The 22144-nt window shown below is 63.3% G+C and carries 22 protein-coding genes, 1 tRNA gene and 1 pseudogene; 15 read left to right on the plus strand and 9 right to left on the minus strand.

What is annotated here, in order from left to right:
- Nucleotides 1-114: 114 nt before the first annotated feature.
- The 3 genes from rpsA to aroA all read right to left on the minus strand — a co-directional run bounded on the left by rpsA (nt 115) and on the right by aroA (nt 4057).
- The gene (gene rpsA / locus HAP41_RS01090; protein WP_063980172.1) at nt 115-1818 is read right to left on the minus strand and encodes a 30S ribosomal protein S1; all 1704 of its coding nucleotides are present in this window, start codon (nt 1816-1818) and stop codon (nt 115-117) included.
- A gap of 266 nt (nt 1819-2084) precedes the next feature.
- The gene (cmk, locus tag HAP41_RS01095; protein ID WP_028149796.1) at nt 2085-2723 is read right to left on the minus strand and encodes a (d)CMP kinase; all 639 of its coding nucleotides are present in this window, start codon (nt 2721-2723) and stop codon (nt 2085-2087) included.
- A complete protein-coding gene (aroA, locus tag HAP41_RS01100) occupies nt 2720-4057 on the minus strand; it encodes a 3-phosphoshikimate 1-carboxyvinyltransferase (protein ID WP_166063843.1) in 1338 nt (445 codons plus the stop codon). The genes cmk and aroA overlap by 4 nt, the downstream gene beginning before the upstream one ends.
- A 170-nt stretch (nt 4058-4227) precedes the next feature.
- Between aroA and HAP41_RS01105 the strand changes: the two genes are divergently transcribed.
- The 3 genes from HAP41_RS01105 to HAP41_RS01115 all read left to right on the plus strand — a co-directional run bounded on the left by HAP41_RS01105 (nt 4228) and on the right by HAP41_RS01115 (nt 5189).
- Nucleotides 4228-4635: a TIGR02300 family protein gene (locus tag HAP41_RS01105; RefSeq protein ID WP_063980175.1), complete on the plus strand. Its 408-nt coding sequence runs from the start codon at nt 4228-4230 to the stop codon at nt 4633-4635.
- Nucleotides 4636-4731: 96 nt separating this feature from the next.
- Nucleotides 4732-4807 (plus strand) — tRNA-Ala (locus tag HAP41_RS01110).
- 145 nt (nt 4808-4952) lie between these two features.
- Nucleotides 4953-5189, plus strand: a complete 237-nt coding sequence (locus HAP41_RS01115) for a GIY-YIG nuclease family protein (RefSeq protein WP_166063842.1) — start codon at nt 4953-4955, stop codon at nt 5187-5189.
- 47 nt (nt 5190-5236) lie between these two features.
- Here HAP41_RS01115 and HAP41_RS01120 read toward each other — a convergent pair whose 3' ends face one another.
- Nucleotides 5237-5695 carry a MarR family winged helix-turn-helix transcriptional regulator gene (locus tag HAP41_RS01120; protein WP_166063841.1) on the minus strand — a complete coding sequence of 153 codons (459 nt, stop codon included), beginning with the start codon at nt 5693-5695 and terminating at the stop codon, nt 5237-5239.
- A gap of 154 nt (nt 5696-5849) precedes the next feature.
- On the opposite strand from HAP41_RS01120, the gene HAP41_RS01125 reads away from it, so the two are divergent.
- The 11 genes from HAP41_RS01125 to HAP41_RS50510 all read left to right on the plus strand — a co-directional run bounded on the left by HAP41_RS01125 (nt 5850) and on the right by HAP41_RS50510 (nt 15137).
- Complete coding sequence (locus HAP41_RS01125; protein ID WP_014490914.1) at nt 5850-6275, plus strand: organic hydroperoxide resistance protein; 426 nt, start codon at nt 5850-5852, stop codon at nt 6273-6275.
- A 185-nt stretch (nt 6276-6460) separates the two neighbouring features.
- Nucleotides 6461-7663, plus strand: coding sequence for a CaiB/BaiF CoA transferase family protein (locus tag HAP41_RS01130; protein WP_166063840.1), 1203 nt, complete (start codon nt 6461-6463; stop codon nt 7661-7663).
- 219 nt (nt 7664-7882) lie between these two features.
- Entirely contained in the window at nt 7883-9199 is a 1317-nt protein-coding gene (gene ugpB / locus HAP41_RS01135) for a sn-glycerol-3-phosphate ABC transporter substrate-binding protein UgpB (protein WP_166063839.1), read from the plus strand.
- Between the two features lie 48 nt (nt 9200-9247).
- Entirely contained in the window at nt 9248-10129 is an 882-nt protein-coding gene (gene ugpA, locus HAP41_RS01140) for a sn-glycerol-3-phosphate ABC transporter permease UgpA (protein ID WP_063980179.1), read from the plus strand.
- Nucleotides 10129-10977, plus strand: a complete 849-nt coding sequence (ugpE, locus tag HAP41_RS01145; RefSeq protein ID WP_166063838.1) for a sn-glycerol-3-phosphate ABC transporter permease UgpE — start codon at nt 10129-10131, stop codon at nt 10975-10977. Before ugpA ends, ugpE begins: the two co-directional genes overlap by 1 nt.
- 108 nt (nt 10978-11085) lie before the next feature.
- Nucleotides 11086-12171, plus strand: coding sequence for a sn-glycerol-3-phosphate import ATP-binding protein UgpC (locus HAP41_RS01150; protein WP_166063837.1), 1086 nt, complete (start codon nt 11086-11088; stop codon nt 12169-12171).
- A gap of 308 nt (nt 12172-12479) precedes the next feature.
- Complete coding sequence (locus HAP41_RS01155) at nt 12480-12905, plus strand: Hsp20 family protein (protein WP_018645065.1); 426 nt, start codon at nt 12480-12482, stop codon at nt 12903-12905.
- 51 nt (nt 12906-12956) lie between these two features.
- Nucleotides 12957-13229, plus strand: a complete 273-nt coding sequence (locus HAP41_RS01160; protein ID WP_011083553.1) for a BQ00720 family protein — start codon at nt 12957-12959, stop codon at nt 13227-13229.
- A gap of 315 nt (nt 13230-13544) precedes the next feature.
- Nucleotides 13545-14491, plus strand: a protein-coding gene (locus HAP41_RS01165; protein ID WP_166063836.1) for an IS630 family transposase whose coding sequence is annotated in 2 segments (ribosomal slippage) — nt 13545-13884 and nt 13884-14491 — 948 coding nt in all. Because the reading frame shifts where the segments join, the coding sequence is not laid out codon by codon here.
- Entirely contained in the window at nt 14488-14772 is a 285-nt protein-coding gene (locus HAP41_RS01170; RefSeq protein ID WP_166063835.1) for a hypothetical protein, read from the plus strand. Before HAP41_RS01165 ends, HAP41_RS01170 begins: the two co-directional genes overlap by 4 nt.
- Entirely contained in the window at nt 14760-15137 is a 378-nt protein-coding gene (locus tag HAP41_RS50510) for a HEAT repeat domain-containing protein (protein WP_166063834.1), read from the plus strand. The genes HAP41_RS01170 and HAP41_RS50510 overlap by 13 nt, the downstream gene beginning before the upstream one ends.
- A gap of 177 nt (nt 15138-15314) precedes the next feature.
- Here the strand turns inward: HAP41_RS50510 and HAP41_RS01180 are convergent.
- From HAP41_RS01180 to HAP41_RS01195, 4 genes and pseudogenes are all read right to left on the minus strand, one after another.
- Nucleotides 15315-16158 (minus strand): annotated as a pseudogene (locus HAP41_RS01180) (DUF1194 domain-containing protein).
- Between the two features lie 173 nt (nt 16159-16331).
- Entirely contained in the window at nt 16332-17870 is a 1539-nt protein-coding gene (locus HAP41_RS01185) for an AMP-binding protein (protein ID WP_166063832.1), read from the minus strand.
- A 57-nt stretch (nt 17871-17927) separates the two neighbouring features.
- On the minus strand, nt 17928-19058 hold the full coding sequence (locus tag HAP41_RS01190; protein ID WP_135214031.1) for a DUF5938 domain-containing protein: 1131 nt from the start codon (nt 19056-19058) through the stop codon (nt 17928-17930).
- Between the two features lie 36 nt (nt 19059-19094).
- Entirely contained in the window at nt 19095-19898 is an 804-nt protein-coding gene (locus HAP41_RS01195; RefSeq protein ID WP_166063827.1) for an SDR family NAD(P)-dependent oxidoreductase, read from the minus strand.
- Between the two features lie 276 nt (nt 19899-20174).
- Here HAP41_RS01195 and HAP41_RS01200 point away from each other — a divergent pair, with 276 nt between their 5' ends.
- A complete protein-coding gene (locus HAP41_RS01200) occupies nt 20175-20813 on the plus strand; it encodes a TetR/AcrR family transcriptional regulator (protein WP_166063785.1) in 639 nt (212 codons plus the stop codon).
- 125 nt (nt 20814-20938) lie between these two features.
- Here HAP41_RS01200 and HAP41_RS01205 read toward each other — a convergent pair whose 3' ends face one another.
- Entirely contained in the window at nt 20939-22051 is a 1113-nt protein-coding gene (locus HAP41_RS01205; protein ID WP_166063781.1) for a tetratricopeptide repeat protein, read from the minus strand.
- Nucleotides 22052-22144 lie beyond the last annotated feature (93 nt).

Below are 22144 nucleotides of genomic sequence, written 5' to 3' on the forward strand. Positions count from 1 at the left end.
CCGGATCGGCGCTCCGCTTCGCTGCGCTTGTCCGGGACGACAATGGTATGCCGCCGCAACAAAAAAGCCCCGGCTCGCGCCGGGGCTTTGATGGTTGCGAAACAGGCGTTTCGCTTACTTGTCGCGGTTCTTGAGCGCGGTGCCGAGAATGTCACCGAGCGTCGCCCCCGAATCGGAGGAGCCGTACTGCGCGATGGCTTCCTTCTCTTCGGCGACTTCGAGCGCCTTGATCGACACCTGGACCTTGCGGGCCTTCTTGTCGAACTGGATCACGCGGGCATCGACCTTCTCGCCGACGGCGAAGCGCTCGGCGCGCTGGTCGTTGCGGTCACGGGCGAGCTCCGAACGCTTGATGAAGGTCGAGAAGTCGGTACCGGTGATCTTCACCTCGATGCCGCTTTCCTTCACTTCGAGCACTTCGCAGGTCACGACCGCGCCCTTCTTGACATCGCCCGGCTCGGCGAAGGGGTCGCCTTCGAGCTGCTTGATGCCGAGCGAGATACGCTCCTTCTCGACGTCCACATCGAGCACCACGGCTTTCACCACGTCGCCCTTCTTGTAGTTGTCGATCACCTGCTCGCCCGGAAGCTTCCAGTCGAGGTCGGAGAGATGGACCATGCCGTCGACGTCGCCCTCGAGGCCCAGGAACAGACCGAACTCGGTCTTGTTCTTGACCTCGCCTTCGACCACCGAACCGGTCGGGTGACCTTCGACGAAGACCTCCCAGGGGTTGCGCATGGTCTGCTTGAGGCCGAGCGAGATGCGGCGCTTGACGGAATCGACTTCCAGCACCTGCACTTCGACTTCCTGCGAGGTCGAAACGATCTTGCCGGGGTGCATGTTCTTCTTGGTCCACGACATCTCGGAGACGTGGATCAGGCCTTCGATGCCCGGCTCGAGCTCGACGAACGCACCGTAGTCAGTGATGTTGGTGACGCGGCCGGTGAAGCGGGCACCCAGCGGGTACTTGGCTTCGATGCCCTGCCACGGATCGTCCAGCAGCTGCTTCATGCCCAGCGAAATGCGGTGCGTCTCGTGGTTGATCTTGATGATCTTGACCTTCACAGTCTGGCCGATCGAGAGCACCTCGGTCGGGTGGTTGACGCGGCGCCACGCGATGTCGGTGACGTGCAGCAGACCGTCGATACCGCCGAGATCAACGAACGCACCGTAATCAGTGATGTTCTTGACCACGCCGTCGATGACCTGACCCTCTTCGAGGTTCTGCACCAGCTCCTGACGCTGCTCGGCGCGGGTCTCTTCCAGCACCGTGCGGCGGGAGACGACGATATTGCCGCGGCGGCGATCCATCTTGAGGATCTGGAACGGCTGCGAGTTGTTCATCAGCGGCGCAACGTCGCGGATCGGACGGATGTCGACCTGCGAGCGCGGCAGGAAAGCCACGGCACCGTCGAGGTCGACGGTGAAGCCGCCCTTGACCTGGTTGAAGATGACGCCGTTGACCTTCTCGTTGTTCTGGAAGGCCTTCTCGAGCTTGCCCCAGCTCTCCTCGCGGCGCGCCTTGTCGCGCGACAGCACGGCTTCGCCGAGGGCGTTCTCGATGCGATCGAGGAACACTTCGACCTCGTCGCCGACCTTGATCTCGCTCTCACGGCCGGGGCCGGAAAATTCGCGCAGGGCGACGCGGCCCTCGGTCTTCAGGCCGACGTCGATGACGGCCATGTCTTTTTCAATTGCAACCACCTTGCCCTTGACGACGGAGCTCTCCTGCAGGTTGCCACCTGCGAAGGACTCGTCGAGCATCGCGGCGAAATCGTCGCGCGACGGGCTATAGGTATCAGCAGAAATCGAAGCCATTTGTTCTCCAGTTGCGGATGTCGTGCCGGCCGTTGGGTTCATGGGCGCATCGCACACGCAGTGTCGGAAGGTCCGCAAGACCTTCGAGCGACCGCTCGTTGCTCCGGCATGGAGGCGGAACAGCGGAGGCGGGCCGGCTGAAGCCCGCGCGTTCGATACGTGGAAATCTTGGTCCGGAGCCTGGATCGCGCCGGGCCCAAACAGGGGACCGGGGTTATCGACCTCAAAGAGCGGGAGCGGGCGCTTCCTCCAATGACGGCGGCGGCTTAACCCCGCGACCGGCCCGCTCGGACGGCCTCGATAATGTCGATGGCGGCCCGGACGCCGCCTTCTATATCCAGTTGGGAGTTATCTAGCAAGTAAGCATCCGGGGCCGGTTTCAAGGGCGCAATCGGCCGGTTCTTGTCGCGCTCGTCGCGCCGGATGATGTCAGCGAGCACTGCCGCCTCGTCCGCCTCCTCGCCCCTCGCCTTGGCCTCCATGGTCCGGCGGTGGGCGCGGACCCTGGGGTCGGCCACGACGAAGATCTTCACGTCGGCATGGGGGCAGATCACGGTTCCAATGTCCCGGCCGTCGAGCACGGCGCCGGGCGGATCGGCGGCGAATTGCCGCTGGAAATTGAGCAGGACCTCGCGAACCCTGGGGATCGCCGAGACGATCGAGGCGCCCTCGCCGGCCTCCTGGGTCTTCAGGGCGGGATTGCCGAACTTTTCGGGATCAAGCTCCAGCGCAGCCTGCACCGCAGCCGCCTCGTCCCGGAGATCATGACCGGATTCCATCACGGCGTAGGCCACCGCGCGATAAATGACGCCGGTATCGAGATGACGATAACCGTAATGATGGGCGAGCCGCTTGCCGAGCGTCCCCTTGCCCGAGGCCGCGGGCCCGTCGATGGCGATGATCATGAAAACTCGGCCCCAAGCGAACGCATCATCGGGATGAAGTCCGGGAAACTGGTGGCGATGAAGGCGGTGTCGTCGACGGTTACGGGCTGGTCGGAGGCGCAGCCCATCACCAGCGCGGACATCGCGATGCGATGATCCATGTGCGTGGCGACTGTCCCGCCGCCCGGGACGTGGCCGCGCCCCTCGACGATCAGATCGTCGCCGGAGACCTCGACCTTCACGCCGTTGACACGGAGCATGGCGGCGGTGGCCTCCAGGCGGTCGGACTCCTTGACGCGCAGCTCGTGCAGGCCGCGCATGATCGTCGTGCCCTCGGCGAAGGAAGCCGCCACCGCCAGCACCAGATATTCGTCGATCATCGAGGGCGCCCGTTCCGGCGGCACCTCGACGCCGCGCAGTTTCGACGCGCGCACGCGCAGCTGCGCCATCGGCTCGCCGGCATCGTCGCGGACTTGGCTTTCCTCGATCGAGGCGCCCATTTCGCGCAGCGTGGTGAACAGGCCGGTGCGCAGCGGATTGGTCATGACGTCGGACAGGACGACATCCGAGCCTTCGACGATCAGCGCCGCGACGACCGGAAAGGCCGCCGAAGAGGGATCGGCGGGCACCACGACGGTGGCGCCATGCAACTCGGGCTGGCCAATGAGCGTGATGCGGCGGCCGTGCTGACCCTCCTGCGCGGAGGTGATGTCGGCGCCAAAGTGCTTCAGCATCAGCTCGGTATGGTCGCGGCTAGCCTCAGTCTCAATCACAGTGGTGGTGCCTGGCGCAGCCAGGCCCGCCAGCAGCACGGCCGATTTGATCTGGGCCGAGGCGACCGGGGTCTTGTAGGTGATCGGCAGCGGATCGCGCGCGCCCTGGACGGTCAGCGGCAGACGGCCGCCCTCGCCGCCGGACACCACTTTGGCGCCCATCTTCTCGAGCGGATCGAGGATCCGGCGCATGGGGCGGCTGCGCAGAGAGGCATCGCCGTCGAAAACCGCCGAAATCGGGCAGCCGGCGACGGCGCCCATGACGAGCCGGCAGCCGGTGCCGGAGTTGCCGAAATCAAGCGGCGCCCTGGGCTCGGCAAAGCCGGCGACGCCCACGCCGTTCACCTTCCAGGCGAAATCGCCGGTGCGCTCGACCCTGGCGCCCAGCGCCTGCATGGATTTGGCGGTGTTGAGGACGTCCTCGCCCTCGAGCAGGCCCGAAATCCGGGTCTCGCCGACCGCGAGCGCGCCCAGGATGAGGGCGCGGTGGGAGATCGACTTGTCCCCGGGGACCCGTACTTTCCCGGTCAGGGGACCGCTCGCGCGCGACTGAAGCGGCGTCGGCTTGTCGGAATCAGTCAAGTTTGTGTCCTTGGATAGGCCCGAAACGTCCCTGCGGGGCTCGCGGGGCAGGTACCACAAGGTCTGCCCGCCGTCACGGGCATGTCTTTCTCCCGTAATGCGCTATTGACAGCGGGCCGCCAACTAGCCATGTGAAACACCGCTTTTCAGACATTCCCAGGATTCCTGCCGTGGCCAAGTCCGAACTCGGAACCAAACGTATTTGCCCGACCACGGGCAAGAAGTTCTATGACCTCAACAAGAATCCGGTGATCTCGCCCTATACCGGCGAAGTCGTCCCGATCGCGCCTGTGGCGCCGGCCCGCGCGACTCGCGGCGCCGAACCTCGCCACACGCCGGCTGCCGACACCACGCCGGAGCCGGCAGAAGTCGAAGAGGTCTCGCTCGAGGAGGCCGACGCCGAGGAAAACACCGGCAAGGTCAAGGCCGCGGTGCCCGAATCCGAGGACGACATCGAGGTCGACGAGACCATCGAGGACGATGACGACGATGATTCGACCTTTATCGCCGACGACGAAGAGGGCGATGAGGACGTCACGGACATCATTGGTGATGTCGGAGGTGATGAAGAGACTTGAGATCAGCCCTGATCTGTGAAAAAGGGTGCACCGCGCGAGTCACCAGGCTCGGCGGTCGGGAGTGATCCACCAGGATCCTCCCAACTGGAAGACTAAGGGGCCATAGCTCAGCTGGGAGAGCGCTTGCATGGCATGCAAGAGGTCGGCGGTTCGATCCCGCCTGGCTCCACCAGCCTTCGCTGGCTTCGCCAGCTTCGGCTCGGCAAGCCCTATCGTAGCGAAGGCTGCCGCGGCGTAGCCCGAAGGGCGAAGCCGGGCCTCGGCAAAAGCTGATCCTGAGAGATACTGTCCATCCACTGCGCAAGGCGGGGGATAGGATGAAGTACGTCTACATTCTCGAAAGCCTCGATTCCGGCCATTTCTACATCGGCATCACTGATGATCTGCGAGCCCGGCTCGCAAAGCACAACGCCGGCGAAGTGCCACATACATCAAAGTATGGCCCATGGCGCATCAAGACCTACATCGCTTTCAGCGATGAGGCTAAGGCTGTTGCGTTCGAGAAATATCTGAAATCAGCTTCGGGCCGCGCATTTGCAAAGAAGCGGCTTTGAGGAGAGAAACTCGCGGCGAGGTACGAGAGGATTGAGCTCGCCGCCCCCTACTCCCCGATCACCGCATTCAACCGATCCCGCAGCGCCACGATCTCGTCCTTCATCGCGACCAGTTCCGAGACCGAGCAATCCGACGCCGCCAGGATCGATTGCGGCACGGCGCGCGCTTTTTCCTTCAACGCGTGGCCCTGCGGGGTCAGCGCGATCAGCACCTGACGTTCGTCCTCGCGCGAGCGCGTGCGCCTGACGAGGTGGGCGGCCTCGAGGCGCTTGAGCAGCGGCGTCAGCGTGCCCGAATCCAGGAACAGCTTTTCGCCGATGTCCTTCACCGGCACGTCGTCGCGCTCCCACAGCACCAGCATCACCAGATATTGCGGATAGGTCAGGCTGAGCCGGTCGAGCAGCGGCTTGTAGACCCGGTTGAAGGCATGCGCGGCCGAATAGACCGCGAAGCAGATCTGATTGTCGAGGCGCTGCGGGTCCAGCGCCGATAGTTTCCGGGGCATCGAGAATCTCACGCGGTTTCCTCCATTCTGGGACCGGGCGGCCGTACATTCAATTGCGAACAATTAAATGTGAGGCATGCAAATTTCCATTGCGCGCAATCTAATTGTTTGCGATGTAGGTTCCACCCCAACCCGAAGACCTGAGGAGACGAAAATGTCGGTAAACGTCCTGTACAAGACCAGCGCAAAGGCCACCGGCGGCCGCGACGGCCATGCCGCGACCCTCGACGGCGCGCTCGACGTCAAGCTCACCACGCCGAAGGAACTCGGCGGCGGAGGCGGCGCCGGCAACAATCCCGAGCAGCTGTTTGCGGCCGGCTATGCCGCCTGCTTCATCGGCGCGATGAAGTTCGTGGCCTCGCAGGGCGGCCCGAAGGTTCCGGCTGACGCCTCGGTCACCTCCACCGTCGGCATCGGCCCGCGCTCGGCCGGCGGCTTCGGTCTCGACATCGATCTCGCCGTCTCGCTGCCGGGCCTTGCCCGGGCGGAAGCCGAGGCGCTGGTCGAGAAGGCCCACCAGGTGTGCCCCTACTCCAATGCCACGCGCGGCAATGTCGACGTTCGCCTGACGGTCGTCTGATCAAACGGCGGATTGGCTGGCCCGAGATCCCCCTCGGGCCGGCCGCTTCCCTTTAGTCTAGTTGTTTTGCCACGTTGCGGGATTGCACGGCGGCACCGCATACGCCCCCACGCACCAAGCCATTGCTGGCGCAAAAAAACCTCGCTAGGCCTGTGATCAATCATCGACACAGGGGAAGCGAAGGCATGACTGAAGCCGTTTTGGGCGCAATGAGCGGACTGCGCGTCATCGATCTCACGCGCGTGCTTGGCGGTCCCTACTGCACCCAGATCCTCGCCGACCACGGCGCCGACGTGATCAAGGTCGAGCCGCCCGCCGGCGACGAGGTGCGCGACTGGGGCCCTCCTTTCCACGACGAAGACGCGGCCTATTTCATCGGCATCAACCGCAACAAGCGCTCGATCGGCCTCGACCTCGCCTCCGAGGGCGGTCGAATCGTGCTGCTCAAGATGCTGGAGACAGCCGACGTCCTGATCGAGAATTTCAAGCCGGGCACGCTGGAGAAATGGGGCATCGGCAACGATGTGCTCAGCAAGAAATTCCCGCGCCTGGTGCATTGCCGGATCTGCGGCTTCGGCGCCGACGGTCCGCGCGGCGGCAATCCCGGCTATGACGCCATCATCCAGGCGATGACCGGCATGATCGCGGCGACCGGTTCGCCCGAGAGCGGACCGATGCGGATCGGCGTGCCGCTGGTCGACATCACCACCGGCCTCTATGCGGCGATCGGCATCCTGATGGCGCTGTCGGAGCGGCAGCGCTCGGGCCAGGGCCAGTTCCTGGAGACGACGCTGTACGAGACCGGCCTTGCCATCATGCATCCGCACACCGCGAATTATTTCATGCACGGCAAGCCGCCGTCGCTCACCGGCAACGAGCATCCCAACCTCGTGCCTTACGCGATCTTCCCGACCAGGACCGACGACATCTTCATCGGGGTCGGCAATGACGGCACCTTCCGCAAGCTCGCCAAGGAGATCGGCAAGCCGGAGCTGGGCACCGATCCGCGCTTTGCCCGCAACAAGGACCGCATCGCCAATCGCGAGGCGCTGCGGGCCGAGCTCGCCGCCGTGTTCAGCCAGCACGAGGCCGAGCCGCTGTGCAATCGTCTGCTCGCCGCCGGCCTGCCCGCAGGTCCCGTGCAGAAGATCGACCAGGCCTTGACCAACCCGCACACGATCGCCCGCGGCGATGTCATCGAGAAGGACTGGTACAAGGGCGTGGCCTCGCCGATCCGGCTCGATCGCAGCAAGCCGAGCTTGCGCCGCCTGCCGCCGAAATTCAGCCAGCACTCCCAGGAGGTGCTGGGCGAGTTCGGCTACTCCAAATCGGAGATCGACGCGATGGTCGAAAAGGGCACCGTCTGCGGCCCCGAGCGCAAGCGCTAGACGCCCTCGCCGCCTCACCCGAGCAAATGCCGCACTGCGGCGCGGGCACGCATGTGCGCCGCGAACGGAGGAGGCTGCGCGCTCGGCATTCGCCTATTTGACGGCTTCCCATTTGGCCGCGCTTGCTGCTTTCGTTTCTCCCGCTTACACAGTCATGTGAACGTCATATGGCGCTGCTAGCGCAAGCGATCTTTTTGACGGCCCAAGGGAGGTTTCTTGATGGCTCTTCGACACTTTGGCGCGGCTGCCGCGCTTGCTGTTACCGTTGGTTTTGGCGCCTCACCGGCGTGGGCCGTGACCGAAATCCAGTGGTGGCACGCGATGACCGGCGCCAACAATGACGTCATCGTCAAGCTCGCCACCGACTTCAACGCCTCGCAGACCGACTACAAGGTGATCCCGACCTACAAGGGCAACTATCCCGATACGATGAACGCCGGCATCGCGGCGTTCCGCGCCGGCAGCGCCCCACACATTATGCAGGTGTTCGAAGTCGGCACCGCGACCATGATGGCCGCGACCGGCGCCGTAAAACCCGTCTACAAGCTGATGGCCGAGGCCGGCGAGAAGTTCGACCCCAAGATCTATCTGCCCGCCATCACCGGCTACTACTCGACCTCGAAGGGCGAGATGCTGTCATTCCCTTTCAACTCGTCGTCGACCATCATGTGGGTCAACCTCGACGAGCTCAAGAAGGCGAACGTCGAGATCCCCAAGACCTGGCCCGAAACGTTCGAGGCCGCCAAGAAGCTGAAGGCTGCGGGTCATGACACCTGCGGCTTCTCGGGCTCCTGGGTCACCTGGGTCAATCTCGAGCAGCTCTCCGCCTGGCACAACGTGCCGCTCGCCAGCAAGGCCAACGGCCTCGACGGTTTCGACACCGTGCTGGAATTCAACGGCCCGCTCCAGGTCAAGCATCTCGAAACCCTGGTCGAGCTGCAGAAGACCAAGACTTACGACTATGCCGGCCGCACCAACACCGGCGAAGGCCGCTTCACCTCCGGCGAATGCCCGATCTACCTGACCTCGTCGGCGTTCTTCGGCAACGTCAAGGCGCAGGCCAAGTTCAACTTCACCGCCGTGCCGATGCCATACTATCCGGACGTCAAGGGCGCGCCGCAGAACTCGATCATCGGCGGCGCTTCGCTCTGGGTGATGGGCGGCAAGTCGGCCGACGAATACAAGGGCGTGGCGAAGTTCCTGACCTTCCTCTCGGACACCGATCGCCAAGTCTACATCCACAAGGCCTCGGGCTATCTGCCGATCACCAAGGCGGCCTACGCCAAGGCGAAGGAAGAAGGCTTCTACAAGGATCAGCCCTATCTCGAGACCCCGCTGATCGAGCTGACCAACAAGGAGCCGACCGACAATTCGCGCGGTCTGCGCCTCGGCAACATGGTTCAGCTGCGTGACGTCTGGTCGGAAGAGATCGAGCAGGCGCTGGCCGGCAAGAAGACCGCCAAGCAGGCGCTGGATGCTGCCGTCGAGCGCGGCAACACGATGCTGCGTCAGTTCGAAAAGACCGCCGTCAAGTGAGGCGATGAGCGGCAGGCCGCAAGCCGGCCTGCCGCTTCTGCTGACATCATGCAAAAGCAAGCCATTTTCCAAGCAAAACTATTGCCCTACGCGCTGGTTGCGCCCCAGCTCGCGATCGTCCTGATTTTTTTCTACTGGCCGGCCGCGCAGGCGGTGATCCAATCCTTCCTGCTCCAGGACGCCTTCGGTCTGTCGACAAGCTTCGTCTGGTTCGAGAATTATCAGGACCTGTTCAAGGACCCGGCCTATTTCGAGGCGGTTGTCCGTACGTTCGTCTTTTCGTTCGCCATCGCCGTCTCGTCGCTGTCCTTCGCGCTCTTGCTCGCCGTGATGGCCGACAAGCCGCTGCGTGGCTCGATGCTCTACCGCACGCTGCTGATCTGGCCCTATGCAGTGGCGCCGCCCGTGGTCGGCGTGCTCTGGATCTTCATGCTGCATCCCTCGCTCGGCGTGCTGTCGCGCTATCTGCGCAACCTGGGCGTCGACTGGAATCCGCTGCTTGACGGTAACCAGGCGGCTGGGCTGATCATCCTCGCCGCGGCGTGGAAGCAGATCTCCTATAATTTCCTGTTCTTCCTCGCCGGCCTGCAAGCCATCCCCCGAAGCGTGTTCGAGGCCGCCGCGATCGACGGCGCCCGTCCGATGCGGCGGTTCTGGACAGTGACCTTCCCGCTGCTGTCGCCCACGATCTTCTTCCTGCTGGTCGTCAACATCGTCTACGCCTTCTTCGACACCTTCGGCATCATCGACACCATGACCCGCGGCGGTCCCGGAACATCGACGGTCACGCTGGTCTACAAGGTCTATTCCGACGGCCTGCTCGGCGGCAATCTCGGCAGCTCGGCGGCGCAATCGGTGATCCTGATGGTCATGGTGATCGTGCTGACGGGAATCCAGTTCCGCTTCGTCGAACGCAAGGTGACCTACTGATGGTCGAAGAAGAGGGCTTTCGGCGCTACGTCGCCCACGCGATTCTCTGGATCGGGATCGCGATCGTCGCATTCCCGGTCTACATCGCGATCGTCGCCTCGACGCAGGACAACGCCCTGATCGCGAACGGGCAGATGTCGCTGCTGCCGGGCGGCCATTTCCTCGAGGTCTACGACAAGACCATCTTCGTCGGCACGAGCGGCTCGACCCGCGAGCCCGTCGGCAACATGATGCTGAACTCGCTGGTGATGGCGCTGGCAATCGCGATCGGCAAGATCGCGATCTCGATCATCTCGGCCTATGCGATCGTGTATTTCCGCTTTCCGTTCCGGATGGCGATCTTCTGGATCATCTTCATCACGTTGATGCTGCCGGTCGAGGTGCGCATCTATCCGACCTACAAGATCGTCGCCGATCTGCACATGCTCGACAGCTATGCTGGCCTCGCGCTGCCGCTGATCGCGTCGGCCACCGCGACGCTGCTGTTCCGCCAGTTCTTCATGACCGTGCCGGACGAGCTGCTGGAGGCCTCGCGCATCGACGGTGCCGGCCCCTTGCGTTTCTTCTGGGATACGCTGCTGCCGCTGTCGCGCACCAACATGGCGGCGCTGTTCGTGATCCTCTTCATCCTCGGCTGGAATCAATATCTCTGGCCGCTGCTGATCACCACGCGCGACGACATGCAGACCATCCAGGTCGGCATCCGCAAGATGATCACCACCACCGATGCGCTGACCGAATGGCCGATCGTGATGGCCACCGCCGTGCTCGCCATGCTGCCGCCGGTGTTCGTCGTCGTCGCCATGCAGAAATTGTTCGTGCGCGGCCTGGTCGAGACCGAGAAGTGAAGATGGCGAATCGTGAATGGCGAGTAGCGAATGGGGTCGCTGCTTCAGCCTTGCGTGCTGACCAATCCCCATTCGCCATTCCCTACTCGCTATTCGCCGGTGCAACCCATGGCTAACGTCACCCTGCGCAACGTCCGCAAGACCTATCCCGGCGGCTTCGAGGCCATCAAGGGCGTCAACGTCGATGTCGGCGACGGCCAGTTCTGCGTGCTGGTCGGCCCCTCCGGCTGCGGCAAGTCCACGCTGCTGCGGATGGTCGCAGGTCTCGAGACCGTCACCGGCGGCGAGATCGACATCGGCGGCCGCGTGGTCAACCAGATCGAGCCCGCCGATCGCGACATCGCGATGGTGTTCCAGAACTACGCGCTCTATCCGCATATGAGCGTCTTCAACAACATGGCCTACGGCCTGCGCAACCGCGGCATGAAGGAGGCCGAGGTCAAGACCCGCGTCGACGAGGCCGCACGCGTGCTCGAGCTCACGCCAATGCTGGAGCGCAAGCCGCGCCAGCTCTCCGGCGGCCAGCGCCAGCGTGTCGCCATGGGCCGCGCCATCGTGCGCCAGCCGAAAGTGTTTCTGTTCGACGAGCCGCTGTCGAACCTCGACGCAAAGCTGCGCATCGCGATGCGCGTCGAGATCCGCAAATTGCAGCGCCGGCTCAACACGACGTCGATCTACGTCACCCACGACCAGCTCGAGGCGATGACGCTCGCCGATATTCTCGTGGTCATGAATGGCGGCCAGGTCGAGCAGGTCGGCAATCCGCTCGCGATCTACGAGAAGCCGGCGACGACCTTCGTCGCCTCCTTCATCGGGGCACCGCCGATGAATTTGATGTCGACGCGCGCCGATGAGATCAAATCGCAGCTCGGCGGCGGCGCAACCGATGCCGGCATCCTCGGCATCCGCCCTGAAGACTTCGTGATCACCGACCAGACCCCAGCCGGCGGTGTCGCATTGCCGCTGACGGTGGAAGCGATCGAGCGCGTCGGCGCGGAAACCTTCGTCTACGGCACGCGGGCCCAGGACGACCAGCGCGTCGCCGCCACCCCCGGCGAGCTGCCGCCCGGCGAGGTCATCGTCCGCATTCCCGGAACCGAGGCCCCCGCCATAGGTGAGAGGATCCGCGTCGCGGCGGTACGGCCGAAACTGCACCTTTTCAGCGGTGACGGACGGACCCGGATCGAGGCCTGACCGGTTCCGAGGGCCGGCCGATCAAAAACGCGAAAAACAACCCCATGCACAGTAGCCGGGGGTTTGATTTCATTGAGATAAATCGTCGGCCGATTCGTCATGCCCGGGCTTGCCTGAACATTTGCGTTCCCGGTGACGAATTGGGCGCTTCCGCGCGACCGCGGGCGGGGTCAGGCGCGAAAATGGGCAATCCACAGACCCCCGCTACGTCCTTGAACCCCCAAGGGGTTATGACCATATTGCTGACCAAGGGGCGCCGCTTCCGGGCCCTGAAATGCCAAAGTCGCTTCGAGAGGACTTTGTAAACTATGTCTCGTGTTCCCACGCTTTCCAGTCCGTTCCTTCTGGGCTTCGACGAGATCGAGCGCGTGCTTGATCGCGTCGTCAAAGGCGCCGACGGCTACCCTCCCTACAATATCGAGAGGTGCGACCGGTCGGACGGCCAGCCCGAGCGGCTGCGGATCACGCTGGCGGTCGCCGGATTCACCCGCGACCAACTCGATGTAACCATTGAGGAAAACCAGCTCGTGATTCGCGGGCGTCAGCAGGACGACAAGTCCCGGCAATACATCCATCGCGGCATCGCCGCGCGCCACTTCCAGCGCACCTTCGTGCTGGCGGAGGGGATGCTCGTGCTGGGAGCGGATCTGAAGAACGGGCTGCTGTCGGTCGATCTTGCCCGGCCTGAACCGGAGAGGATCGTTAAGACAATCGCTATCAATGAGCACGAATAATGGAACGAGTAGCGGACTCGACCGCTTAGTTTCTGTGAAGGAGTCGAGACCATGAGTGAAGGTCACGTTGCGTTCGAATACGAAGCCAAGAACGTCTCGCCCGAGACGCTGGCAACTCTCGGCGAAGGTCATATCGCCTATGTGAAGCAGATCCGCTCCGAGGATGTGCCGGGCCTGTTTCCCGAAGCGCCAAAGATCGCGCCGGGCCTCAAGCTCTTCGCGCTCCACGCCGCCGACGGCACGCCGATCATGCTGACCGACAGCCGCGAAGCCGCGGTCGCCAACGCCTGGAGCAACGAGCTGCAAGCCGTGAGCGTGCACTGACGCACGCTTAGCGCGACATCTGCGAATTCAAATGCGCGGGCATGCCTCAAGGCGGCCCGCGCATTTTTTATGGGCCATCCCATGACGCGGCACCAAGCGGACGCCTCGCTTTCTTTGTGCTATGGCCCGATATCCTCCGGCTACTCGATCAGCCGGATCGGGCTATGGAAGCGTGACCAGACCATCATGACCGACGAGCCAATCGCGTACATTGGAGGTGCTAGAGCATTTTCCGACCGGAAAGAATCGGGTGGGGATTCCCAAAACGGCGCGAGTCAGATTCAAGCTGCATGCTGGCGAGGGAGGCCAGCATGTATGGCCAGGGCGCTTTCGGTTGATCTTCGCCAAAGGGTGGTAGCCGCGATTGACGGTGGCATGTCCTGTCGACAGGCTGCTGAGCGCTTTGGTGTCAGCGCGGCCAGTGCAATCCGCTGGCGCGGTCGCCTCAAGAAAGTTGGCGACATCGTTCCTAAACGCCAGGGCGGTGACCGCAAATCGCAGCGCATCGAAGCGCATTCGCAATTGATTCTGGAGGCGGTGACAGCGAGGCCGGATATCACGCTTGCCGAGTTGCGAGAACTGTTGAAACGTCGTGGAATATCGACTGGCATCGCGTCGCTCTGGCGTTTTTTCCAGCGCAGAAAGATCACACTTAAAAAAAGACAGCGCACGCCGCCGAGCAACGGCGCGGCGATATAAATGCCGCACGTGAGGAGTGGTTCGAAGGGCAAATCGACCTTGACCCTGAGCGTCTCGTCTTCATCGACGAAACCAGCGCCAACACCAAAATGGCGCGGCGTTACGGGCGCTCGCCACGCGGCGAGCGATGTCGTGCAGCTATCCCACACGGACATTGGAAGACGACGACGTTCACCGCTGGATTGCGCTCCGACGGTCTGATCGCGCCGCTTGTTCTGGACGGTCCAATGGATGGCGACGCTTTCCTGGCCTACGTCGAGCAATTGCTCGCCCCATCGCTGCGGCCGGGCGATACCGTTATCATGGACAACTTGCCCGCTCACAAGGTCCATGGCGTTCGAGAGGCCATCCAGGCGGTCGGAGCTAGCCTGCTCTATCTTCCGCCCTACAGTCCAGACTTCAACCCGATTGAAATGGCCTTCTCCAAACTGAAAGCGCTGTTGCGGACCGCCGCAGCCCGCACCATGCCCGATCTCTGGCAAGCAATCGCCAACGCTCTCAAACGCTTCTCACCCGAGGAATGTCAAAATTATCTCGTCGCGGCTGGTTACGACGCAACGTGATCGGAAAACGCTCTAAGGCTCGATTCGTTGAGGTGGTGTTGGCATTTCGCCGTTGGGCTGATCGCTATCCTGTTTACCAGAGATCTGGCGAGTGGGAATGCGACTATGGAGAATGGCCCGCGATCACGACTGCCTTCGCCGCGTTCCTGGATTCGGGCGTTCCGCAGCATTGGAGCGCTCCTATCGTCGAGTTGCTGCTTTACATCCTTGCTCGCGACAATGAGGCGGAGGTACTCAAGCGCGAGTTGATGGCCAAGCCGGGCTGGCTTTGGCGAGGGTAGCCCCGCATTCACCGGAGCGAGATGCCCGGTGGCAACTCGCCGATGCGCTTGGGAGCGACGAATTTGCCGCCGATGAAGTCGAACCGCTGTTGGAGCAATTCTTTCACGACGCGGATGAGTATGTAAGCCGGCGAGCGCTTCTTGCTCTCGCGCGCAGGCGGTCGAAAAGGTCGGAGACGCTGGCGCTTCGCGCGTGGAGCACGGAGTATGAATATCAGCGGATGGCCGCGCTCGACGCACTTTCCGCGGTTAACTCGCCGTTGTTGCCGTCATATCTCGATCTCGCTCAGCGCGATGGGCGGCAGTATCTCGTCAATTTTGCCAATTCGCTCCGCGCAAAGCCGGCTTCAGAAGGTAGCGAGTAGGAGAAGGCGACCACATCGACCAAATGTCGTCTTGCACCGCTCGGGTATTGCCGACGCACCGTCACCCTTGATTACCTGCCTGACCGCCCTGCCAGCCGCGCGCGAATGTCCGGCTTCAGCACCTTGCCCACCTTCGAGCGCGGCAGGTCGTCCCGGACTTCGATCAGCTTCGGTGTCTCACCGTCGCCCGCGCTCCCGCCATTTTTTCTTCGCCGACCAGACAGGACACCCGGGGCTCATTCTCGGCAGTTGGGACGATCCTCCCCTCCGGCGCGAGGCCCGCAACTTCGAGAACAAGCTTGGTCCGGATCGCTTCCTGGAATTTTTCGCGATCCTTGATTGTCATGATGAAGGCACCCGGCCCTCCGATCACGCAGTCCTCGTAATAGAGATCGAGATTCTCGATATCGGTCGTCAAATAGGACGGCTCCTTCACCATGAACGGCAGGCCGTTGATGATGATGCCTTTCTCAACGGCAGCGTCGCGCGCGCCGGTGACGGGGGCTCCGTCGTTGTTCGGCCCATCGCCGGAAATGTCGATGACGCGCCGCGACCCGCGATAGGGATTCTCTTCGAACAGCTGCACTGCGAAATTGATCGCGCCGGAAATCGAGGTGCTCGAACCTCGGCGAATCGGCGTTTTCATGATCTCGGCGGCCACGGCGTCCGCCGATTCCGGGCCGTCGATCACGCGCCACGGAATGATGATCCTGTCGTCGCCCGACATCGACCACTCGAAATAGGTCAGAGCCACCTTGCTGGCCGGACGGGCCCTTAGCGCCTGAAGAAAGTCTTTCGAGACGATGGCCTGTGCATAGCCCTCGCGCTGAATGGCGAGTTCGTCCAGATCCATCGAATAGGAGACGTCGACGGCGATAACGAGCTCGACATTGACGGACAGTGCGCTGTGCCCGGCGTCGGCTATCCCTGATTTCGGGCTCGGCGCGGCAATGCTGGCAACGTCACCTCCGACGATCGCCCCCGCAACAAGCACCGCCCCGACCGAGACACACCAGCGCATGGCGGCCCTCCCGTCCGTTCAAAAGCATGGTGACACCCAAAACGCGCATCGAAAAGCGGAAACATGCCTTTGCCTGCCCGGACACGGATGAGAGTTCCAGGCCCGCGCGAATGTCCGCGTCAGCGCGTCTCGCGGATATCTTCGAAGCGATGGGCGCTGCAATAAGATGCGCCTCAGCCGCCTGAACGCTCCGCCAGCCGCGCGCGGATGTCCGGCTTCAAGACCTTGCCGACCTTGGAACGCGGCAGGTCGTCCCAGACCTCGATCTGCTTCGGTGTCTTGACGCTGCCGATCCGCGCCTTGACGAAGGCAGCCAGCGCCGTCGCATCGACGCTTTGGCCGGCGCGGGGCTGCACCACGGCGACGATCCGCTCACCCCATTTCTCGTCCGCCAGCCCGATCACGGCGCAATCCTGCACCGCCTCATGCGCCCGCAGCGCGTTCTCGACCTCGATCGAGTAGACGTTGAACCCGCCGGTGATGATCATGTCCTTGGCGCGATCGACGATATAGAGGTAGCCGTCGTCGTCGATGTAGCCGATGTCGCCGGTGTGGTGCCAGCCATGCGCGGAGGCTTCGGCCGTCGCCTCGGGATTTTTGTAGTAGCCCTCCATCACCAGCGAACCGCGGACCACGATCTCGCCGCGGGCGCCGGTCGGCAGCAAATTGCCGTCGCCATCCATGATGCCGGCCTGCACCAGCGGGCTGATTCGCCCGGCCGAGGCGAGACGCTCCATCGCGATCGTGCCGTCGGCGTTGTAATGCTCGCTAGGTGCCATCATCGAGATCATCATCGGCGCTTCGGTCTGACCGAACAACTGCGCCATCGGCCCGATACGCTGGAGGGCTTCCGCAAGCCGCGCGGCCGAGATCGGCGCCGCGCCGTACCAGAAGCATTGCAGAGAGCCGAGCTTCGCGGAGTCGAGCTTCGGATGATCGAGCAGCATGTAGATCACGGTCGGCGGCAGGAAGGTGTGCGTGACACGATAGCGCTCGATCAGATCGAGAAATTCTGCGATGTCGGGGTGATGCATGATCACGATGCGGCCGCCGAGCGCCATGATCGGGAAACACAGCACGCCGGCCGCGTGGGTCAGCGGCGCAAGCGCGAGGTAGATCGGGCGACCCTTGAAGGGATAGCCCATCAGCGTCAGTGCCGTCATCGCCTCGATGTTGCGGCCCGACAGCATGCCCCCCTTCGGCTTGCCGGTGGTGCCGCCGGTGCCCGGGATCATCGCGAGATCGTCGATCGTCTCGCGTTGATAGTGCTCGTCGGCGAGGCCGGCGAGCCAGCTGTCGAACGAGGGCGCGAAGGACAACTCAGCATCGAGGCAGACGACGGCGCGCAGCTTTGGCAACTCTGCACGCACCGCCTCGACCATCGGCGCGAAGCTTGAATGAAACAGCAGCAGGCTGCAGTCGAATTGCTCGAGGATGAGCCGATTTTCGGCCGCCTCGTTACGCGGATTGATCGGGCACCAGACCGAGCCCGCGCGGGAAATGCCGAACACGCAGGCAAACGCGACCGGATCGTTGCCGGAAAGGATTGCGACCTTCTCACCGGCAGCAATCCCCGATCGCGCGAGCCCGCGCGCGACGCGGTAGCTCAGCCGCTGCACCTCGCGATAGCTGAGGTCGCGTCCATCCATGGTGAGGCATGGCGCGTCGGCGCCGAGCGAGGCACCTTTGTCCAGGTAATCGATGAAGCGCATGATCAACACCCGAAGCGGTAACGGGTGACGCGGAGGTCCGCGCCACCCGCGATTGACTTAATCGTGCACGGTCAGAACCGGCTTGCTGACGAGCCCGAAGCTGCGCAACTGCCCGAGCAGCTCGTGATGGCCGAACGCCTGGCAGCCGGAGGCGAACCCCACGCGCTTCGGCGGCTGCTGCAGCAGGTGCGCCGCGGCATAGGCCTGCAGCAAGCCGGTCTGCTTGTAGTTGCTGTTGCCGTAGATGATGCAGTGCGCGCGCCCCAACGGGCCGGAGGCATGTACCGAATCCATCGACTTGTTGACGCGCGGGTTCTCGCGCGGCGGCATGGTGTTCATCACACCGGCGGCGGTCTGCGCCAATGCGGCGTAGCGCTCGTCGGGATTCATATCCTTGGTCGCCTCCAGCGCGGCCGCGACGATCTGCGGCACGCCCAGCATCAGCGCGCGATTGAACACGCCGCCCAGCACCTTCACGTTGGCCACGCGCGGATCGCGCTTGAACCACACCGGGTGCGAGGTGCCTCCCCAGGGCAACGCCAGCGCCAGCTCGTGCTGACCGGGGATGGCGAGGTTGTAGAGGCCGGCATCGGGCTGATGCTCGACGTACTTGTTCTGCTCCAGGTAGTAGGCCTTGGCCATCGCGGCGTTGACCAGGATGGTCTGCGTCGATGCGATGGTCGGGCTGCCGCCCCAGAACACGGCGATATCAAGTGTGTCGAGGCCGGGCGTCTCCAGGCACAGCTGCGCGGCGATCTCGCCGGTGGTGTACATCTGCGCGATGCCTGGCGCCAACAGCAGCCCGGCATTGGCGAACTTCGTACCCCACTCCTGCTCGAGCGTGATCAGCCAGTCCTGCTCACCGGTGGTGTCGGTGTAATGACACTTGGAAGCGAGGCAAGCCTGCACCACTTCGCCGCCGAACTTGGCGAAGGGACCCACGGTGTTGAGCACCACCGAGGCGCCCTTGAACAATTCAGTCAGCGCAGCCACGGTGTGCGGCACCTTGACCACCTCGTAGTCGGCGGTCTCGATGCCCGCTACATTCGACTTCATCGCCGCGTTGAGCTTCTCATTGCTGCGGCCGGCGGCGATGAAGGGGATGTTGTATTCGCGCAAGTATTCACAGACCAGCCGGCCAGTATAGCCGGAAGCGCCATAGACGATGACGGGCTTCTTCTCGCTCATTGCGTTCCTCCGAAATGCTTGTTGTCGGCTTTGTTGTTACATGCCCATGCCGCCATCGACCGGCAGTCCGATGCCGGTGATGAAGCGCGCCTCGTTCGAGCACAGGAACACCGCGGCATCGCCGATGTCCGTGACCTCGGCGAGACGGCCGAGCGGGGTTTGCTCCACCACCGAGCCGACTGCGGCGTTGACGTCAGCCGCGAGCCCGACCTTGACGATGTCGTTGGCGAGCTGCATGCCCATGTCGGTCGGGATCAGGCCCGGATAGATGCAGTTTACGCGCACGCCGAAACCGAGCTTGCCGGCTTCCATCGCTCCGACCCGCGTCATGCGGTCAACCGCGGATTTGGTGCCCGAATAGACCGCGATGCTCGGGAAGGCGATTGTTGCCGCAACCGAGGCGATGTTGACGACGGCGCCGCCCTTGCCGGCCGGCCCGCCCGGGCGCATGGCACGGAAGGCGTGCTTCATGCCGAGCACGGTGCCAACGATATTGACGTCGCACATCCGCCGCGCGTCCTCGGCCTTGACCTCGGAGATCAGCGACGTGATCTCGATGCCGGCATTGTTGATCAGAATGTCGTAGCCGCCGAGGGTTGCGACGGTCTTGGCAACCGCCCGCTCCCATTGAGCGTCGTCGGTGACGTCGAGCTGGACGAAGCCCGTGGCGACGTCTTCCTTCGCGATAGCGGCTGCGCTGGCGCGGCCGGTCTCTTCCAGGATGTCGGCGATCATGATCGAGGCGCCGGCTCGCGCCAACGCTTGGGCGATGGCCGCGCCGATTCCTCTAGCACCGCCGGTGACCAGGGCGTTCCTGCCTGCAAGGCTCTTCCCACTCATGACGCACTCCTCCGTTGCTGGTGATCGATTCGTGCCGCGCCAATCGGCGCGCACCAGGTCGATGGGCGCAGGCCTTTTGGGCTGCACCCAGCGAAGCCTCCATGGTCGGACGTCTTGACGACTGTCCAAATTCTTGGTGCGAACCTCCGCCAAAATCTTGACATCTGTCAAGAACGAATTTGACAGTTGTCAAAGGAAGTGGTTGTGAGGGGATGGAGCATTCCGCGGTCGACGCGGTATAAGTCCTTGAAAGAACGGGACTAGGGAAGGGACGAGATGGCGCGGCAGGTGACGGGAGCGGCCCGGCGTGTGGCCGATGCGGCCGAGGTGCTGCGCGACGAGAAGTTCAACGCGCGGCGCGTCGAGCTTGCCGAGGCCGCGCTCGAAACGCTTGGAGAGCTCGGCTTCGCACGCACCAGCCTGCGCGAAATCGCGCAGAACTCGGCGTTCACGCACGGCGTGTTCCACTATTATTTCAGCGACAAGCTCGACCTGATCTGCTGCTGCGTCCGCCACTACAAGGCGAAGTGCGTGACGCGATATGACAATGTCGTCGCGACAGCAACGAGCCGCGACGAATTGACGGAGGGTTTCCTCGCCAAGCTCGCAGCAACGCTGCAGAGCGAAGCCCGTATGCACCGCCTTTGGTATGACCTGCGCTCGCAGGCGATGTTCGAGGCGGCGTTTCGCAAGGATGTACTCGAGATCGACAAGAGCCTGGAAGCGATGATCTGGCGCATCGCCTCCCGCTATGCCGAGCTCGGCGGCAAGCGGCCGGCGGCGTCGCCCGCCGCGCTCTATGCGCTGTTCGACGGTCTATTCCAAAGTGCGCTGCTTAAGCACCTCGCGGGTGACAAGACGGCGATTCCCGAACTGCTCGACGAAGTCCGGCGCCTGCTGCCGACGGTCTGCTGACGCGCACGAGCGGCGCCGGCGATGGCTCTGCAGCGCACCGCTCTCGACGATGCTTCGCATCGCGAGGGAAGCGCTGCGCTGCGTCCGGGGGACTAGAGCGGAGATGCACGCTCTTTCGAGACGCATCACTTCAAAAAGCCAAGCCCTTCGCGCGCCGTGCCCACGGCCCATTGGTCGCCCGGCGGCAGCGCGAGCACGCTATTGAAATCGGCGCGCGCATGTTTGGCGTCGGACAGTTTCATATAGAGGATACCGCGATTGACCAGAGCGACCCGATTGTTGGGATCGAGCCGTATCGCCTCGTTGTAGTCGGCGAGCGCGCGGTCGTTCTCGCCCATGTCGCGAAACGCACTGGCGCGATTGTTGTAGGCCGTCGAATTTCCCGGCTGAAGCCGAATCGCTTCGTCGAAATCGGCAATGGCACGTTTATCGTCGCCCTTTTTGTGCCAGGCGAGGGCGCGAGCGAGATATGCCTTCTCGAAGGAAGGCATGATCCTCGTGACGTCATCGAGCTCGCGGATGGCGTTGTCGGTGTCGTCCTTTTTCAGGAGAACGATGGCCCGGCAATAATGGCCGCCAGCACTCCCGGGCTCCAGACGGACGGCGGTGTTGCAGTCGTCGAGAGCCTCGTCGATCTTGCCCTTGCCGAAATGGACGGTGCTTCGCAGCTCGTAGGGCCATGCGGCGGCGGGATTGCGCCGCATCGCCTCGTTGTAATCGGCCACGGCATGATCGGAGTCGCGCTTCGCCGCATACGCTTCCCCTCTCTTGATAAGAGCAAAGTAGGCTTGCTTGGGATTGCGTTCGATGGCCTCGGTAAACGCGCCGATCGCCAGATCGAAGTCGCGCTTGTTGAAATATTCGAGGGCACGGGAGGTGTAGGACGGACCGTAGCCGGGATCGAGGCGAATGGCCTCGTTGTAATCGGCCAAAGCGCGATCCCGTTCGCCCTTCGCCGAATAGGCGCGGCCGCGGCAGTTGTAAGCCCGCCCGAAATTCGGATCGATCCGTATCGCGGCGCTGCAGTCCTCGAAGGCGCGATCCTTGTCCCGCTTGATGTACCAGGCTTCGCCACGCAGCTCGTAGGCAACCGCGTTTGTCGGATCAGCCGCAATGATCTCGGTCTTTTCGGCGATGACGCGGTCGTTGGACGTATCGTCGGCATGGACGGCAACCGTCACGGCAATGGTGACCGAGCAAAACAGACCGAAAATCCGGCCGATCGAACCGCAATTCATGGCTAAAAAACCCTGCATCGAAACCGCGCCGGGTCGCGCAAGCGGGCGACGATCGAATCCGGCGGAAAGACATCACAGCGCCCGGCTGCGAAA

The organism is Bradyrhizobium barranii subsp. apii, assembly GCF_011516635.5.
Lineage (GTDB): Bacteria > Pseudomonadota > Alphaproteobacteria > Rhizobiales > Xanthobacteraceae > Bradyrhizobium > Bradyrhizobium barranii.

Excerpts from the sequence above, each read along its gene's own strand:
- HAP41_RS01155 (WP_018645065.1), top strand. The coding sequence starts at position 12,480 with ATGTCTCGTGTTCCCACGCTTTCCAGTCCGTTCCTTCTGGGCTTCGAC.
- HAP41_RS01195 (WP_166063827.1), bottom strand. The coding sequence starts at position 19,898 with ATGAGTGGGAAGAGCCTTGCAGGCAGGAACGCCCTGGTCACCGGCGGT.
- HAP41_RS01130 (WP_166063840.1), top strand. The coding sequence starts at position 6,461 with ATGACTGAAGCCGTTTTGGGCGCAATGAGCGGACTGCGCGTCATCGAT.
- rpsA (WP_063980172.1), bottom strand. The coding sequence starts at position 1,818 with ATGGCTTCGATTTCTGCTGATACCTATAGCCCGTCGCGCGACGATTTC.
- HAP41_RS01115 (WP_166063842.1), top strand. The coding sequence starts at position 4,953 with ATGAAGTACGTCTACATTCTCGAAAGCCTCGATTCCGGCCATTTCTAC.
- HAP41_RS01200 (WP_166063785.1), top strand. The coding sequence starts at position 20,175 with ATGGCGCGGCAGGTGACGGGAGCGGCCCGGCGTGTGGCCGATGCGGCC.
- HAP41_RS01120 (WP_166063841.1), bottom strand. The coding sequence starts at position 5,695 with ATGCCCCGGAAACTATCGGCGCTGGACCCGCAGCGCCTCGACAATCAG.
- ugpE (WP_166063838.1), top strand. The coding sequence starts at position 10,129 with ATGGTCGAAGAAGAGGGCTTTCGGCGCTACGTCGCCCACGCGATTCTC.
- HAP41_RS01125 (WP_014490914.1), top strand. The coding sequence starts at position 5,850 with ATGTCGGTAAACGTCCTGTACAAGACCAGCGCAAAGGCCACCGGCGGC.
- HAP41_RS01185 (WP_166063832.1), bottom strand. The coding sequence starts at position 17,870 with ATGCGCTTCATCGATTACCTGGACAAAGGTGCCTCGCTCGGCGCCGAC.
- ugpB (WP_166063839.1), top strand. The coding sequence starts at position 7,883 with ATGGCTCTTCGACACTTTGGCGCGGCTGCCGCGCTTGCTGTTACCGTT.
- HAP41_RS01205 (WP_166063781.1), bottom strand. The coding sequence starts at position 22,051 with ATGAATTGCGGTTCGATCGGCCGGATTTTCGGTCTGTTTTGCTCGGTC.
- ugpA (WP_063980179.1), top strand. The coding sequence starts at position 9,248 with ATGCAAAAGCAAGCCATTTTCCAAGCAAAACTATTGCCCTACGCGCTG.
- HAP41_RS01150 (WP_166063837.1), top strand. The coding sequence starts at position 11,086 with ATGGCTAACGTCACCCTGCGCAACGTCCGCAAGACCTATCCCGGCGGC.
- cmk (WP_028149796.1), bottom strand. The coding sequence starts at position 2,723 with ATGATCATCGCCATCGACGGGCCCGCGGCCTCGGGCAAGGGGACGCTC.
- HAP41_RS01160 (WP_011083553.1), top strand. The coding sequence starts at position 12,957 with ATGAGTGAAGGTCACGTTGCGTTCGAATACGAAGCCAAGAACGTCTCG.
- HAP41_RS01190 (WP_135214031.1), bottom strand. The coding sequence starts at position 19,058 with ATGAGCGAGAAGAAGCCCGTCATCGTCTATGGCGCTTCCGGCTATACT.